The sequence below is a fragment of the Leptothoe sp. LEGE 181152 genome, from assembly GCF_032906605.1.
GTDB lineage: Bacteria > Cyanobacteriota > Cyanobacteriia > Phormidesmidales > Phormidesmidaceae > Leptothoe > Leptothoe turfae.
Map to the genome: position 1 here is coordinate 88,977 of NZ_JASATU010000010.1, position 15,554 is coordinate 104,530.

Sequence of the window (15,554 nt, forward strand, 5' to 3'; positions counted from 1 at the left end):
AAGACAATAGTCAAATACCCAAACACAACTGCAACCGCCGTATCTTCTGCCGCACCTCCGGCAACGGTTCCGGTTCAGCCTCCACCGCCGAACAATACCTCGCATAGGCACACTGCCCACACTGCTCCCCACATCTAGGCTGCCAATCTTCCTCATCCAACAACCGCAACGCCAGATCACCAATCACCGCTTCCACCTGACGCCGATGCTCATCGGTCACCCCATAGGTCACTCGCTCCCCCGTCCGCAAAAACAACAAACTCAGCCGCCGCAACAACTTGCCATAACGCTGCTCTAACGCCAAACTATACAAACCCAACTGCAAATCCACCGTATCAGCCTCAGGTACCCTCGGGTTCTTCGCCGACTTATAATCAATCAGCTCCAACCCATCGTCTAAACTATCCAATCGGTCATAACGCCCCGTCAGCTTAAACTCCAAACCATTCACTTGGGTCAACCCCTGAATTCTGCCCTCCGTTGCCAAGGGACGCTGCATCACCCCCAACGGCACAATCTCAGTCTCAAAATACCGCCACAGAATCTGCCACCCCGCTTCCACCTGGGCCGCCGTCAACGCACTAATCTGATGCTCCCAGCAATACCGTAGCCACCCCTCTGACGGTAACGGCTCCTGATAATGCCAATCCTGGTATAGCTGCGCCAGGGCACCATGCAAGGCCTTACCCAAAACCGCCGCGCCAAACATCGACGGCTGTTTCAAACCGTACTCATAGCGAAAATAATAGGCCCTGGGACACTGGGCATAGGACTTGAGTTTGGTTGCCGAGAGAAGATATGCCATAGCCAGCATTTTACTACTGACAGGCAGCTACAGCACAGGGCTTTATCAAGTTGTCATCAGGGAATGGAAAGGTTTCTAGAGACTCCTGCCCATGGGTCATACCGATCATCACTACCATAACAACAAGACTGTTGAACTTTTCAATCTACAAAGTCTTTCTGTAGAGTTGATAGCGTCTCTGTATAAGGCACTGGCCATGGGGACAATTGCTTCTGGTGGAGTTCGCGTCCTCAACTATGACACTATCAGTAGTCTGGCCATCTCTGAAGCGGCCAGACTACAGGTTAATAAACCTTAACCTATGAATTTCCCAGTCAGAAATGGTGGAATCTCAAACACTTAATTACGTGTTTTAAGTGGCAACAGGATGAGTGTCTCGAAAAACGACAAGCACCGACAAAGCAGGCATATTTTTAATCGATGAGATCGCACCAGATCTTGAAATCAGTGGTAATGTTAAAAAATCATTGGCTTTCAACTAGAATATCTCGGTCTTTGGGACTTTTTGATTGCAGCATTTTTGTAGCTTTGCCTTGTATACTACATGGCCGTTGCATCAAGGTTTCGTAGCGTTAGCTATAGGAGCAGTCTCAGATTTCAGCTCAAACCTGAACAGGTTTCCCATGGCCAGATATTCGTAAATAAGAATTAATACCCTAAATCACGACAGTCATCGAGGAACTGCCGTTATGTATCCCTCTAGATCGAAGATATCCCTGGATGTTAAGTTCCCATGGCTTATTATCTTGGTCGGCATTCTATTTACCCTCAGTCTGCAAAAATATACCCAAGGGGGTGTATTTTTTAGTGGTGATGGTGGCCTTAAAGCCTTGCTGTCTCAACAACTGGCTGCAGGAAATTGGCATTTTGATTTACGCTTATCGGCCCCAGGCTGGGTTGTTGAATTATGGAAACAAGGGCTGTATCCCTTCACGCCTCCCTATGTCTATGAACGATTTGATAATTATTTCATTACCTTTCCTTTTCCCTTTCCAGCACTGACATCTATTTTTTACAGTGTTCTAGGCTACTGGGGGCTGTATGTTGTTCCTTTACTAGCCCTATGGCTAATCTGGCTAAGGTTCTTTCAGATTGGACAACAACTAAAGTGGAGAGCAGATGTGGTTGCGATCGCACTCAGTATCCTCATTTTTGCCTCTCCCTTAACCTTGTATGGAGCCATGTACTGGGAGCATACCCTAGCCGTAAGTTTAGCCTTTTGGGGAATCACTATACTGCTAGGGCCAAAGGGTGCTACAACCTCCAATATTCAGGTATTTTTATCCGGTAGCCTGATCGGCCTTGCCGTTTGGTTTCGCTCTGAATTTATATGTTTGGCCGCAATTGTAGTGGGACTTACACTTTGGCAATGGGTGAGTCCAAAAATGTTGTCTTGGCTACCAATACTCCAGGGTAAAGGCCGCTTGTTTATAAGTGGCCTTTTGTTGAGTATTTTGGTCTTTTTTGGGCTTAATCAAATGATTTATGGCCATTTTCTAGGTATTCATGCCCTTCAGGTGGTCGAAGAATCTTCCATTCGTCAGCAACTGTCCCAAGCCATGGCTAATTATCAACAGTTGCTCAATGCGTTAATCAAATACTTCCCATTTACCCTATGGGTACTGACGATTGCCGTTTTAACCAGATTTAGCAAGCCTCGATACTTTCGTTATCAGATCATCACAATATGGTTAATTCTTCTACTGTTTACCCTGGTTGTTCCTCTGATTATTCCGCCTGGGGCTGGTGGCAAACAGTGGGGCGCTCGTTTCTACCTAATCCTGGTGCCACTACTTACCCTGATTGGCGGCACCTATCTCAATCAAGTGCTCACTTGCTTGAGGGGCTGGCGATATTATTTAACAATTAGTAGCCTAACTATCGTATTTTTAGCAGGTGCTTATCTCAACGTTTACAACGGTACCGTCGCCAATTATGGCGACCGCGCCACGGCCTCTGTTTCTCTCAGTCGCAACTATGGGCCGATCGCACCGGCGATTACTGCTATTACTGAGCATTCCAGCCCTTACATTGCCATGTCCCATCAGTTTGTCGCTCAGCAACTTTGGGTGGCAACCCCTGAAAAAACTTTTTTTCTGACTGAATCAACGTCCGATGTTCGACAGTTGGCAGATGGTCTGTATGAACAGGGATATAGCCAATTTTTATATATCTGCTACCCCCATCGCCCTTGTCCTACCCCTGAAGAACCTGCTGAAAATTTAGTAATTTTCTCAAAGAAAATGTCGTTACAGCTTAAATTCTCTTCGTTAGGGACATTTGGAAAGTACCCTGTGTACGATGTCATGATCTCAAAACTTTGAGAAAGCCACCAGGCTTTATGGGGGTTTCCCATCTTTTTGAGGTTGCTGGATAAATGCTGAAAGCTATGTCCTCATTGAATTTAAGCTCCTAAATATTTTAGAGTTATGCTCTTTTTGTAGCGTACTACTCACTCACTACAATGGTTTACTTCAGTGGATACACTTAGACAATAAAGAACTTTATATTAGAAAAAACTGTATGTTTTTTCTGTGAAGAGCTTTCAGGCCTCTGGTCTCTTTCCCTAAGGTTCGTGCGATTATGACACCAGTATTTTCTCGCAGCAACCAACGGTATAAGGTCTTACATTCTTGCCTTCAGTCACTCAGGCTCTAGGTGCAGAACATTCTGGTTGCCCCTAATCTGCATAGTCGATTCTAAACTTCGCACCGCTATCTTTTTATTGATAGCTTTTCCAGCTTTTTAAGTGCGATCTCCCTAAGTATCATTTGTGATCAAATTCTTATTTGGAGCTCTGCTACATTGCCATGTTTCAGCTCTCTGTATCCCCAAAGCTCACGACCCTAATTGATCTGTTACGCTATCGAGCTGATAGGCAACCTGATCAGCTGGCCTATCAGTTTCTTGAAGATGGTAAGACCGAAACCGCTTGCTACACCTATCAACAACTTGATCAACAGGCTCGGGCAATTGCCGCCCGTCTCCACCAGGCTAAAGGAGAGCGAGCATTGTTACTCTATCCCCAGGGGGTTGAGGTTATGGCCGCTTTTTGTGGCTGTCTATACGCTGGGGTGATCGCTATTCCCGTTCCTCCTCCAGATGCTGGGCGTATGAAGCGGGCCCTGCCTCGTCTACTGGAGATTGTGAAGGATGCTGATGCTAGTTTAGTTTTGAGCAACCAACGCATCATCGATCTTCTGAAGAATAATCAGGATGTAGTATCTCCTCAGTTTGCACAGATGACCTGGTTCAACACCGAGCAGGTAGATTTACAGTTGGCGGAGCAATGGCAAGACCCCCAGGTAGATCAGCAGGCGTTGGCTTACCTGCAATACACCTCAGGTTCAACATCGGTGCCTAAAGGGGTCATGCTGAGCCACAAAAACTTAATGCACCATTCTGCCTATTTGCAACGGGCCTGTGGGTATACGCCCGAGGGGGCAACAGTTACCTGGATGCCCTATTTCCATGACTATGGCCTGGTGGAAGGATTAATCCAACCCCTGTATACTGGGGTGCCTTGCTATGTGATGTCACCCCTGGCATTTATAAAGCGACCTCAGCGTTGGCTGGAAGCCATTTCTAAATATCGGGCTACCCACAGCCAGGCCCCTAACTTTGCCTATGACCAGTGTGTCCGTCGGGTGAAGCCCGCCAAGCGAGAGGGGTTAGATCTGAGCTGTTGGAAAGCAGCAGGTAATGCGGCAGAACCCATTAACCCTCGCGTCATGGGTGAGTTTTTGGATGCCTATGCCCCCCATGGTTTTCGATGGACAACATTTGCCCCAGCCTACGGTTTAGCAGAGGCTACTCTCCTGGTCTCTAGTAAACGGGTGGGGACAGAGCCGGTGATTTTGTCGCTGAATGCCACTGCTTTGGAGCAGGGGGTTGTCGCTCCTGTCCAGGACGATGCTCTACTGAGAGATATTGTGAGTTGCGGTCAATTAGTCTGCGAGACTGAGGTTGTCATTGCTAACCCAGATACGTTAACTCGATGTGCTCATGACGAGGTGGGAGAGATCTGGGTGGCTGATTCGGGTGTTGCTGGTGGATATTGGCAACGGGTTGATGCCACCGCAGAAACATTTGGAGCAAGACTCAAGGATACACCTCAGGTTGGCCCCTACCTGCGCACAGGAGATTTAGGCTTTATGCGGGCCGGGGAGCTTTATATCACCGGACGTATTAAGGATCTGATTATTATTCGCGGTGCCAACCATTATCCTCAAGATATTGAGTGGACGGTGCAGCAGCTACATCCGGCTCTTCGTCCGAACTATGGCGCAGCCTTTTCCATCATTGATGAAGGAGAAGAAAAGCTGGTAGTGGTGCAAGAAGTGGAGCGCCAGCATCAGTTAACCATGACAGCGGACGACATTTTGACAGATATTCGGCAGGCTATTGCCGAAGCCCATGAATTACAGGTGAGTGCGATCGCACTCGTCAAATCCGGCAATGTTCTGAAGACGTCCAGTGGCAAAATCCAACGGCGGGCCTGCCGCGATCACTTTTTAGTCGGTACCCTAGAGGTCATTGCCGACTGGAGTGAGCATCCTCAGCTGACGGCCAGGATGAGGAGCTTTAAAAATGATGCTGACGCCCTGGAAAACCAGGTACAGATGGCATCTTCTTGATGGTTGTGGGTGCTACAGAATCAAGTTGTTCTATTTTATGACGATCAGGCCTTATTGCCTAGATTAAGTTCTCAATCCTAGCGACAGTTCTATGAAATCTCTTAAGCAATACTGGGTGGCGGAAGCCCTGGAGCGCTCCCTAGGCAACCCCTTTATTCCAGAGAACCCTCTCTCTTTTCAGCACATGGCCACCCTTGATGAACAAGAGGTCTTCCCTGAGGCTGAAATTAAGGGGCTCTATGACTGGGGATTACAACACTATTACATTCCCACTGACTGCGGTGGCAAATTTACCTCTTTTGAGGAATTTGTTGCATTTGTGCGGGTGCTCTCTCGTCGCGATCTGAATACTGCGATCGCATTTACCACCATGTTTTGGTCTTTCCTCACCTGGATGGCAGGTACGGAAACACAAAAACAACAGCTGGCTCGGTTTATGCAAGATGATTACGGCACCATGTGCCTGGCCTATTCTGAACGGGAGCACGGCAGTGATCTAGTCGGTGGCAGTTTAGTGGGAGAAAAAGTGCCTGGCGGCTATCGCCTCACGGGTGAGAAATGGCCCATTAACCGGGCAACTCGATCGGAAATCACCTTTGTGCTGGCCCGCACTGACAAAGCCGGAGGTAATCGAGGGCTGTCCCTGTTTATGCTAGACAAACGGGCACTTGATCCCACCAGTTTTGGCAACAACCCTAAAATCAAAACCCACGGTATTCGTGGAGCCGACATGAGCGGTATTTATTTTGAAGACTGTTTTGTCCCTGATGAAATGCTTTTAGGAAAAGAGGGGCAAGGATTAGAGCTAGCCCTAAAAGGATTTCAGATTACTCGGGCCTTGTGTGCAGCATTTTCCCAGGGTTCTGCTGATACTTGTCTGCGCACCACCCTCAATTTTGCCCTGAATCGTCAGCTCTACGGTAAGACCGTCTGGGATATGCCTCACCCCCGCCGTGTGTTGGTGAATGGATTCCTTGATATCCTGGCCTGTGACTGTGTCAATATTGCGGCGGCGCGAGGATTTCACGTTGCTCCCCGGCAGTTTAGCGTCTGGTCGGCGGTGGACAAGTATTTTGTGCCCGTCACCCTAGAAAAAATGCAACAGGATATTTCAGTTGTCCTGGGTGCAAGGTTCTATATGCGCGATGAGCACGACTATGGTGTTTTCCAAAAAATGTTGCGCGATAGTTCCATAATCAGTGTGTTTGATGGCAGCTCAGTCGTTAATCTCCATGCCTTAATCCTGCAACGACGGCAGCTAGCCAAAGCTCGCAGTCGGCGTAAATCCAAGGATTTAGTCGCTCTCCAAGCACGTTTACGCAACAGCTTTAATCTAACGACAGAGCTCCCTACCTTCGATCCCAGCCAGCTCGATCTGATCGCTCGGGGCACCGATGATGTGCCCCAGGGATTAGAATCCGCCCTAGCTACCCTGGAGGCCCTCGGCAACCCCCTAGATATAGATGAAAATGTCCTGGACTGTCTCAAGCAGCAGTACCAACAATTTCTGCAAGTCTTAGATGAACAGGATGAAGCCATTGCTGATGGTGCTTTTGAACATGGTCACGATCAGTCCTTTGAAGCCTTTGAAGAGGCCAAGCGATACTGTTATATTCACGCTGCAACGGCGTGCCTGCACATGTGGCTGCACAATCGCAGCCAGCTGGGAGATTTCTTTGCTCAAGGGAAATGGCTGGTGCTGTGCGCAGATCGATTGTTAGCCCAGCTCACCCCTGAGCAGCCAGCCATACCATTGGCTTACTACGAAACCGTAGCGGAGAAACTGTTACGGCTCCATGGGGCTGACAAAATGTTTTCAATTGTGCCATTCCAATTGGCCTCTAGGACAAATTCTGTTAACGCTTCTGCTCCGATCAAATCCCCTGCTCCAATTTTGCAGGTTTAGATCTGAAAGGTTGTCTTATGTTCAGACTAGTTAAAGCTGTTGCCGTTTAGTTCGCTCTCGTTAACAGCTTTGCATCTTACATTCACTAAAACCTATGACATCTTCTACTACTCAAACCCCAACGACTACCTCACCGATTGAAGCTATCCAGACCTGGCTGGTTCAACAGCTAGCTGATGTGCTTTCCTTAGAGCCAACGACGGTAGACGTCACCCAACCTCTGACTCGCTATGGGTTAGATTCCATTGATGCTGTGACCCTAGTTGCCGATTTAGAGGACTGGCTTGACCTGGAGCTACCGTCTACATTGTTTTGGGACTATCCCACCATTGCCAAAGCCTCTACCTACTTAGTCAATGAATTTGAGGTCTCGATAGATCCCAAGGATCTGTAGGGCAAATGCTACTAAGGAGACACCGTTTTGAATTTCTCTGAGTTTTCCTTTTGGTGGATTTTGCTGCTGTTCTGTGTCCCGTTTTTTACGGTGCGCTTGATTGGACAGGTTTTTAACCTTTGGCGTGGCGTTTTTGACACGGTGGGGATTGCGGCTCTATCGCTACTGCTGTTTTTCAATGCCAGTGCCACCAGCTTTGTTGTCTTTCTGATCCAAATCCTGTTTAACTATTGGATGGTACGGTGGATGATCACCCGCCCACCCCAACAGGAACGACTCATTGCCACGTTGCTGATTATTTTTGACATAGGTGTACTGGTCTATTTTAAGTATTTAGCCTTTTTTGTTGAGGATATTTTAGGATTGGCGGTTGTGGTGCCGGGCAATTGGCGATCGCAATTTCCACTGCCGGTCTTTGGAGGAATTCCACCTGGGGTTTCATTTTACACCTTTCAGATGGTGGCGTTTGTGGTGGATTCCCTCAAGGCCCGCCGTAAAAAGCCGATTGAGTTCATGGACTATGTGAACTTTGTTGCCTTTTTCCCTCAAATTGTGGCGGGTCCAATTGAGCGACGGTCGGCCCTATTACCGCAAATTTCTAGTTTTAGATTTAAGTTCACAGCCGATAACTGGGACTGGGGGCTGCGGTGGTTGTCCCTGGGCTTGTTTATGAAATTTGTCCTCGCCGATAACATTGCACCCTACATTGATCTGCAAGAGGCGGGGAATGCTTGGCTGGTTTGGTTTTATGCCTTTTTGTTCACGCTGCGAATTTATTTTGATTTTGCCGGCTACAGCTTTATGGCCGTGGGCATTGCCCGGGTGTTGGGGGTGCGTCTAACTGTAAATTTTCTAGCCCCCTATACCTCTCAGAGCATCAACGAGTTTTGGCGACGCTGGCATGTTTCCCTAAGTACCTGGTTTCGTGACTATGTGTTTTTACCGCTCATGGGGTCTCGAAAAGCCTGGGCTCCTGCTTTTCTATTTGCGACGTTTACCCTCTCAGGCTTTTGGCACGGGGCATCTTGGAACTTTATTCTCTGGGGCGCTTATCACGGTGCTCTCCTATTGCTGCTGCGCTATGCTGGTCGACCCTTTCAGAGAGTTGTTAACAAGTATGTCCAGCGACCTCAAATTATGTCGTGGGCATTAACCTTTGGCTCAGTGGTGCTGGGCTGTTTGTTCTTTATGGAGTTGAATACGGCTCGGCTCGTCACTAAGTTGACCACATTGATCACACCCTGGGCGTATTCGTTAGCGAATCTCGGCAGCGCATTTAGTCAGTTCAGCCTGAATGAAGCCATGGCGCTGGGGCTGATTTTGTTGTTAGCTGCAGGTTTTTTACTGGTAGAGCATATTGCAGTTTGGCAAGAACGATCTTTAGAATATGAGCTTTTTTTGGTGCCCTGGGTTTCTAAAGCCTTATTAGTGCTAACGATTCTCTTTGCTGCCAATATTCCATCTGAATTTATTTATTTTGAGTTTTAGAGCCCAGCGGCTATACAAGGAGGGAGTCAGTCAGATGCAAGAGTCACTCAAGTTGTTACGCTGGGCTGCGATCGCAAGTTTAGCTTGGGGTGCTGGCAGCCTGTATAACGTTTACGGCGGTGGTGAAACCAGCTGGCTGCGGTCTATGTATCAGCGCAAAATCGCCCTGGCGCAAACTCTTGAATCTCCTAAGTTAATTGTCACCGGGGGGTCAGGAGCCCACTACACGATCAATGCTGAGGTGCTGGAGGCAGATCTGGGGCTACCGGTGATCAATATGGGCATTGATGGTCCAGTGGGGTTGAACCTGATCTTGCCCAGTGTTTTACCCCAGGTAGAACCGGGTGACACTGTTCTGTTAATCCCGGAATATCTGTTGTTAAACCATGAAAATGGTCTAGGTGAACGCTCTGGAGCCTTTGCCCTGGCAACGGGGCAGCCGTTAACCGGCAATATTCCACCAAAACAGTTGGCACAAAATGTGCTGATGTTGGGTGTGCCTTCACTGCGGGCAGTGGTGAAGTCTTCTATAGATTTGGCCACCTTGGGAAGAGTGACGGGTTACTACGATGATCCCCTCACCGACCAAGGAGATCCAACCATCACCAAGGTACGCACTGGGGAATGGTGGCAGATGAAAATCAAACAGCCTGCCACACCCTATGCCCTTGACCGTATTGCTGAGTTTCGTCAGGAGGTGGAGGCCAAAGGAGCTACGTTGTTGTTGGCACTACCCTGGGTCTATGCTGATGCCGACGATTTAGAAACACAGAAAAATGTTGAGGCCACAGCGACAGCATTATCGGAAATTGCTCCTTTGATATACGACCCTGAGACTTTCAATATTCAGTCTGACTCTACTCTGTTCGCGGATACCCATTATCATCTGATGCCTGAGGCGCGCAGGTTGCGATCGCAAACCCTGGCCCAACAACTGCAACCGCTACTAGCTAAGGAATGGGAATCAAACAGTTTCAACTTTGCTGATGTTCAGATAGCCCTCACCCCAGCCCTCTCCCAAGGGGGAGAGCTACGGTATACACACATCTCGGCAGAGAGTTCAGAATCCTGCATTACCCCCCTTAATCCCCCCTTGGTAAGGGGGGAAACTCCAGTTCTCCCCCTTACCAAGGGGGGATTAAGGGGGGTGAGGCAACCGCAAACGCTAGTTTCCAATACTTGTGTGTACATGGCAGCCTTGAGAGAGGAAGCCAGGTTTAAAGTCCTTCTTCCCCCTGAGGGAGAAGGATTTAGGATGAGGGCACAAAGCTGGACATTAAATAATTCTGATTCCTAACCCATAGGTCTAGCTAATAAAGCCAACAAAATTGAACCTATGAATCCACCTCAAAACTCGCTTACTCCTTAAACAGTCTCTTTGTCCTCCTTGCCCCTGTAGTTCCATGGCCGACACTGTTCCCCACCCCGGATTTCTAGAAAAGCGCTATGGCCTAGATTTAAGGTCTTTGGCATTGTTACGCATTGGTCTGGCTTTAGTCATCCTGGCGGCTCTGTTGACTCGTCTAGGTGATTTAGTTGCCCACTATACCGATGCGGGAGTGTTACCCAGGCAGGCCGCCGCCGAAATCTTACCCGATGGGTACTGGTCGCTTCACCTGATCAGTGGTCAAGCCTGGGTACAGGCCCTAATATTTCTGGTGGCGGTGATCTTGGCCCTGGCTCTGTTGGTGGGGTACAAAACGCGTTTAGCGACCATTGCCTCCTGGGCACTGATTGTCTCTCTCCATAATCGCAATCCAGCCCTGATCTTCGCGGCTGATGATGTTCTGCGGGCGATCATGTTTTGGGCGATGTTTCTCCCACTGGGGGCCAAGTATTCCATTGACAGTGCTCTCAATACCGCTGCCCAAAGCCTACCAAAACGTTTCTTTGGGGCTGCTAGCGTCGCTCTTATGGTTCAGCAGTGTTACATATATATGTTCTCCGCCTTCTTCAAAACAACCAGTTCCACCTGGTGGCCTGAAGGCAGTGCAGTCTATTATGCCTTAAGCTTTGACCAATATGTCACCCCCCTAGGAGCATGGCTCTTAAATCTGGGTGCTTTGCTCCCCATATTGACCTTTTTTACCCTGGTGTTGGAGTGGATCGGTCCGCTGTTTATATTTGTGCCTATCCGTACCGCTCTGTTTCGCAATATCGCCATCGTCACCTTTATTTTGCTGCACCTGGGCTTTGGTCTTACCCTTAACCTCGGCATTTTTCCAGCTCTGAGTATTGTTACCTGGCTTGTGTTTATTCCCACCTCTACCTGGGAACGGTGGGCCAAGCGCTGTTATGGTCGGGAGCACCATGGCCTGGTGATTCACTATGACGCCGACTGTGGCTTCTGTAAAAAAGTCGTGCACCTGATCCGCACGTTTTTACTCTTGCCAGATACTCTTCTCCGTACTACGCAGAGCGATCCTGATATCTTTGCGGCCATGGAGCGCCATAATTCTTGGGTAGTCGTTGATTGGCAAGGCAAGCATCACTATAAGTTTGAAGCGATCGCCTATGTGTGTAGCGTATCGCCTGTCTTCTGGTTTTTAGCCCCGGTGCTGCGTTGGTCACCCATGATGAAAGTGGGTACTCGGTTTTATGATGCGATCGCCAACAACCGCCGTAGGGCTGGTTTAGTCACACGTCCCTTCAAATTTTATGCTTTTTCTGTCAGTGCTTCGTGGTTTGGCAACAGCCTGGCGGCAATCCTGTTAATCCTCACCTCTATCTGGAACTTCCGCAGCATTACCCATCACCATGCCTTTGTTGATAATCCCCATCCAGTAATTCGTACTCTCAGGCGTGTGACCAATAGCCGTACCGCCAATCGGCTGCACATTCCAATGCAAGCGGCGCGACTAGATCAGTCCTGGAGTATCTTTTCACCCGCTCCTCCCCGTGATGATGGTTGGTATGTTGTGGAAGGTACTTTGGCAGATGGTCATACCGTGAACTTACTGCAGCCCCATCAGCCTATATCTGCAGATAAACCCACCCTGGCTCAACGACAGGCAATCTACAAAAATCTGCAGTGGCGCACCTATTTTATTAATCTCAACCGTGCCCTAGGCCAACAACTCTATCCCTACTATGGAAAGTATGTTTGCCACAGCTGGAACCATAAAAACTCAAACAATCAGCGCCTCAAACACTTTGAAGTATCTTTTACAAAGGAAAGAACTGTTTCTCAGGGTGAAATACAAACTACCGAAGAGAGCCAACCCTGGAGCCAGTCTTGTATCCCTAATTGAGTGCACAAAGATACTGATATTCACCCTCAATGAGTAAGAACTGTTGTTTGTATAAAATGGCAGCACTTTAAAGATAGGATTGCCCGCCTCTGTCCAATATCTGAATAGGCCAAAAACGCTACAGGTTATTGTCTGACATGAAGTTACTCACCAAGCTTATTTTAATTACATTTTTATGGCTTGCTGTCATAAATCCCGGCACATACATTGGCCTAGATACTACGTTAAGGCTGCAAATGACCCATTCCTGGTGGAAAGGACAGGAAGAAGTGCTTGTGTCTTCCGAAACGCAGCCTAAACGACGGGGAGACATCCGATTTGGCGTTCAAGGCAGAGATAACAAACGGTATATTGCCTATGATGTTGGGCAGTCTCTGCTGATGTTGCCTGGTGACTGGGTCGGGACACAGTTAGGACGTTTATTCCCCTCCATTGGAGAAACTGTATTTCGAAATTTAGCCGTTCAATTTTTAGTGTTTATACCTTTGAATGTAGCGGCTATTATCGCTTGCTTTTGGCTACTCAGGTTATTTCAGTTTAAGCAGCATGTAGCAGCTTTGTCGAGCATTGGCTGGTTACTAAGTTCGACGGTGCTTCACTATGCTCAAATTCCCCAGCAAAATAATCAGATCCTGTTGTTTGTGACCATTGGATATGCATCTGCCCTAGCGGGTGTACGTTTTAATAAACTCTCCTATGTATTTTTAAGTGGCTTATGCTTGGGGCTCGCCATGCTCATTCGCACAACCAGCATTTTCCACGCTTTGACGGTCTTTTTGTTTTTAAGTGGCTGCGTTCTCTATCAAAAGCGATACCTATCCAACCTGTTTAGATTTTCAGCGGTTTGGATCTTAGGGCTGGTTCCATTTACTCTGCTAGGCCGCTTTGTTGATTATCTGAGATATGGCAGTGTATGGGCAACGTCAAACAGTGAAATCTTAAAGCAGCTTGGAACAGATCCCATGTGGTCTGGCTTACCGCAACTTCCTGCAAATTATCCCTTTGTCAATCCACCTTGGATCGGCATTCTGGATACATTGTTCTCGCCAGCGAGAAGTATTTTTATATACGATCCACTATTTTTACCCTGTCTGATACTGACCATTGTCATCTGGAAAAAGATTTCTCCCTATGTCCAGCTGTACCTATTAACTGGGCTGCTAAATCTAGCGTTACATATATTGCTGACCAGTAAACTGGTGTGGACGGGGGGTACAGCCTGGGGTGCCAGATTTCATGTTACCTCTGTTCATTTGTTGTTAATACCCCTGTTGGCTCTGCTTGTACAACTGCTTTTATCATCCAGGCAATTGAAAAGATACTTAATTCAGGGTGTGCTTGTAATTGCTATTATGACCCAGTTTGCTTCTGTGCTCATGCAACCCAACTTGGAAATATATCAAAAAAAAGTTGGTTTTCCTGGAACGCGCTTTGATTTCCGGTTGATGCAGCGAGTTGCAAATATTGCTTGTCTTGTAGATGATTCCATCTACAAGGGATGTATTGGGCAAAATCCTGAAAAGAGGCAATATGTAGACAATTTAGATCATATCTTTATGTCGCCCTTTGTTTTAAGCCACCAAGCGGCAGATGATAATAACGTTGCCTTAAGCAAGCTATCGTCCATCGTTTTTGTACTTTGGCTACTAGCCCTCGCGACAGCTATTGGCCTCACATTTTATTCTGGATGGCTGTATGAGATTTAAGCTGATAAAGTTGTTGAAAATGAAGCCATGGAAAAACCACACAAGCTTTTTTTAGAAACGGATACAGCATATGTCTATCGTTTAGATTAGAATTTTCTAAAACTCTTGCTGACCCTGGAGATATTGCCCTAGTATTCTGTGGCGTAAGTTTGCCCACTATCCAATGTGGATGAGTCGATGGGTGGATGGGTGATGGGGTAACGGGGGAATTATTTAAGCGCGGGAGCCTTAAGGCGGCTAGCTCACCTGATGTCGAAATTGATTGGTGCTAATGGTAACTAAAACTGCTGCAAACACCAATAGAGCGATCGCATGGGGCCAGATCACCTCCAAACCTACACCCCGCAACAATACAGCCCGTAAAATTGCTACATAGTGACGCAGGGGATTCAGCAATGACAAATAACGGAAAACCGCAGGCATGCTTTCGATGGGTGCGATCGCACCCGACAGTTGGATCAACGGCATATTGATAAAAAACGAGGTCAATATTACCTGCTGTTGATTGCGACAGAGTGTGGCCAGCATCATACCAATGCCAATCCCGACAAAGACATACAACCCCGACATCACTAAAAAGAGCAACAAGCTGCCCCGCAACGGCACGTTAAAAATGATATTGGCAACACTTAGCGCCAACAGTGCATCCCCCAACAACAGCACAAATAACGGCACCACTTTTGCCAGCAAAATCTCCCCGGCTGACGCTGGAGTCATCAAGAGCTGCTCCAGGGTGCCCGTATCTTTTTCCCGAATCAGGGCAGACGAGGAGACGATGGATCCAATTAACGTCAGGACGACGCCCATCATGGCAGGTACAAAAAACCAGCTACTGATGAGTCCAGGATTGTACAGGAAGGTAATCTGTGGTTCAACAACACTGGGGATTTCAATATCATTCAATTGACGATTATATTGCTGGACAATCTGGGTAAAGTAGCCACTGGCAATTCCCGCCGTATTGGCGTCCACACCATCCACCATCACCTGAATCTCAGCCGATTTATCCTGGGACAAATTGCGATTAAAGTCAGGCGGAAAGACTACCCCCAAGGTGATGTCTCCTCGTCGCACCTGTTTCCCCAGGCTCTGTTGACTGGCGCTATAGCGATCAACAACAAACACATCATTCTCGGTCAAGGCGGCCACCAGTTCACGGCTGGCCCCAACATTAACCTGATCCACAATTCCTAATTTCAAATATTGCACATCTGGGTTTAAGATCAAGCCATAGAGCAACAGTTGCACCGTCGGTGGAAAAACTAACATAAACAGTAGCTTCTTATCTCGCAAGATCTGCTGAACCTCCTTTATGGCTAAGGCCCAGAAGCGACTGTTTAGTAAACGCTGGAACAACTTAAACATCA

11 protein-coding genes are annotated in these 15,554 nt (G+C 47.8%); 9 read left to right on the forward strand and 2 right to left on the reverse strand.

The window, feature by feature from the left end; genetic code table 11:
- Positions 1-10: 10 nt before the first annotated feature.
- On the reverse strand, positions 11-814 hold the full coding sequence (locus QGP82_RS06210) for a RecB family exonuclease (protein ID WP_250566039.1): 804 nt from the start codon (positions 812-814) through the stop codon (positions 11-13).
- 82 nt (positions 815-896) lie between these two features.
- On the opposite strand from QGP82_RS06210, the gene QGP82_RS06215 reads away from it, so the two are divergent.
- From QGP82_RS06215 to QGP82_RS06255, 9 genes are all read left to right on the forward strand, one after another.
- Entirely contained in the window at positions 897-1,103 is a 207-nt protein-coding gene (locus QGP82_RS06215; RefSeq protein WP_499057770.1) for a hypothetical protein, read from the forward strand.
- Between the two features lie 391 nt (positions 1,104-1,494).
- Entirely contained in the window at positions 1,495-3,129 is a 1,635-nt protein-coding gene (locus QGP82_RS06220; protein WP_499057772.1) for an LA_3751/LA_3752 family putative glycosyltransferase, read from the forward strand.
- 486 nt (positions 3,130-3,615) lie between these two features.
- On the forward strand, positions 3,616-5,442 hold the full coding sequence (locus tag QGP82_RS06225; RefSeq protein WP_499057774.1) for a fatty acyl-AMP ligase: 1,827 nt from the start codon (positions 3,616-3,618) through the stop codon (positions 5,440-5,442).
- 91 nt (positions 5,443-5,533) lie between these two features.
- Complete coding sequence (locus tag QGP82_RS06230; RefSeq protein WP_499057776.1) at positions 5,534-7,348, forward strand: acyl-CoA dehydrogenase family protein; 1,815 nt, start codon at positions 5,534-5,536, stop codon at positions 7,346-7,348.
- A gap of 94 nt (positions 7,349-7,442) precedes the next feature.
- Positions 7,443-7,742 (forward strand): acyl carrier protein, encoded by a 300-nt coding sequence (locus tag QGP82_RS06235; protein ID WP_499057778.1) that lies wholly within the window; start codon positions 7,443-7,445, stop codon positions 7,740-7,742.
- A 27-nt stretch (positions 7,743-7,769) separates the two neighbouring features.
- Positions 7,770-9,230, forward strand: coding sequence for an MBOAT family O-acyltransferase (locus tag QGP82_RS06240; RefSeq protein WP_499057780.1), 1,461 nt, complete (start codon positions 7,770-7,772; stop codon positions 9,228-9,230).
- 34 nt (positions 9,231-9,264) lie between these two features.
- Positions 9,265-10,527, forward strand: coding sequence for a hypothetical protein (locus tag QGP82_RS06245; RefSeq protein WP_499057782.1), 1,263 nt, complete (start codon positions 9,265-9,267; stop codon positions 10,525-10,527).
- Between the two features lie 106 nt (positions 10,528-10,633).
- Positions 10,634-12,481 carry a DCC1-like thiol-disulfide oxidoreductase family protein gene (locus QGP82_RS06250; protein WP_499057784.1) on the forward strand — a complete coding sequence of 616 codons (1,848 nt, stop codon included), beginning with the start codon at positions 10,634-10,636 and terminating at the stop codon, positions 12,479-12,481.
- A gap of 236 nt (positions 12,482-12,717) precedes the next feature.
- Positions 12,718-14,187, forward strand: a complete 1,470-nt coding sequence (locus tag QGP82_RS06255) for a glycosyltransferase family protein (RefSeq protein ID WP_499057786.1) — start codon at positions 12,718-12,720, stop codon at positions 14,185-14,187.
- 237 nt (positions 14,188-14,424) lie between these two features.
- Here QGP82_RS06255 and QGP82_RS06260 read toward each other — a convergent pair whose 3' ends face one another.
- A complete protein-coding gene (locus QGP82_RS06260; RefSeq protein ID WP_499057788.1) occupies positions 14,425-15,552 on the reverse strand; it encodes an ABC transporter permease in 1,128 nt (375 codons plus the stop codon).
- Positions 15,553-15,554 lie beyond the last annotated feature (2 nt).

What these genes read in the sequence shown, in the direction of transcription:
- QGP82_RS06230 (WP_499057776.1), top strand. Translation starts at nt 5,534, where the DNA reads ATGAAATCTCTTAAGCAATACTGGGTGGCGGAAGCCCTGGAGCGCTCC.
- QGP82_RS06210 (WP_250566039.1), bottom strand. Translation starts at nt 814, where the DNA reads ATGCTGGCTATGGCATATCTTCTCTCGGCAACCAAACTCAAGTCCTAT.
- QGP82_RS06255 (WP_499057786.1), top strand. Translation starts at nt 12,718, where the DNA reads ATGACCCATTCCTGGTGGAAAGGACAGGAAGAAGTGCTTGTGTCTTCC.
- QGP82_RS06245 (WP_499057782.1), top strand. Translation starts at nt 9,265, where the DNA reads ATGCAAGAGTCACTCAAGTTGTTACGCTGGGCTGCGATCGCAAGTTTA.
- QGP82_RS06260 (WP_499057788.1), bottom strand. Translation starts at nt 15,552, where the DNA reads ATGTTTAAGTTGTTCCAGCGTTTACTAAACAGTCGCTTCTGGGCCTTA.
- QGP82_RS06235 (WP_499057778.1), top strand. Translation starts at nt 7,443, where the DNA reads ATGACATCTTCTACTACTCAAACCCCAACGACTACCTCACCGATTGAA.
- QGP82_RS06250 (WP_499057784.1), top strand. Translation starts at nt 10,634, where the DNA reads ATGGCCGACACTGTTCCCCACCCCGGATTTCTAGAAAAGCGCTATGGC.
- QGP82_RS06220 (WP_499057772.1), top strand. Translation starts at nt 1,495, where the DNA reads ATGTATCCCTCTAGATCGAAGATATCCCTGGATGTTAAGTTCCCATGG.
- QGP82_RS06225 (WP_499057774.1), top strand. Translation starts at nt 3,616, where the DNA reads ATGTTTCAGCTCTCTGTATCCCCAAAGCTCACGACCCTAATTGATCTG.
- QGP82_RS06215 (WP_499057770.1), top strand. Translation starts at nt 897, where the DNA reads ATGGGTCATACCGATCATCACTACCATAACAACAAGACTGTTGAACTT.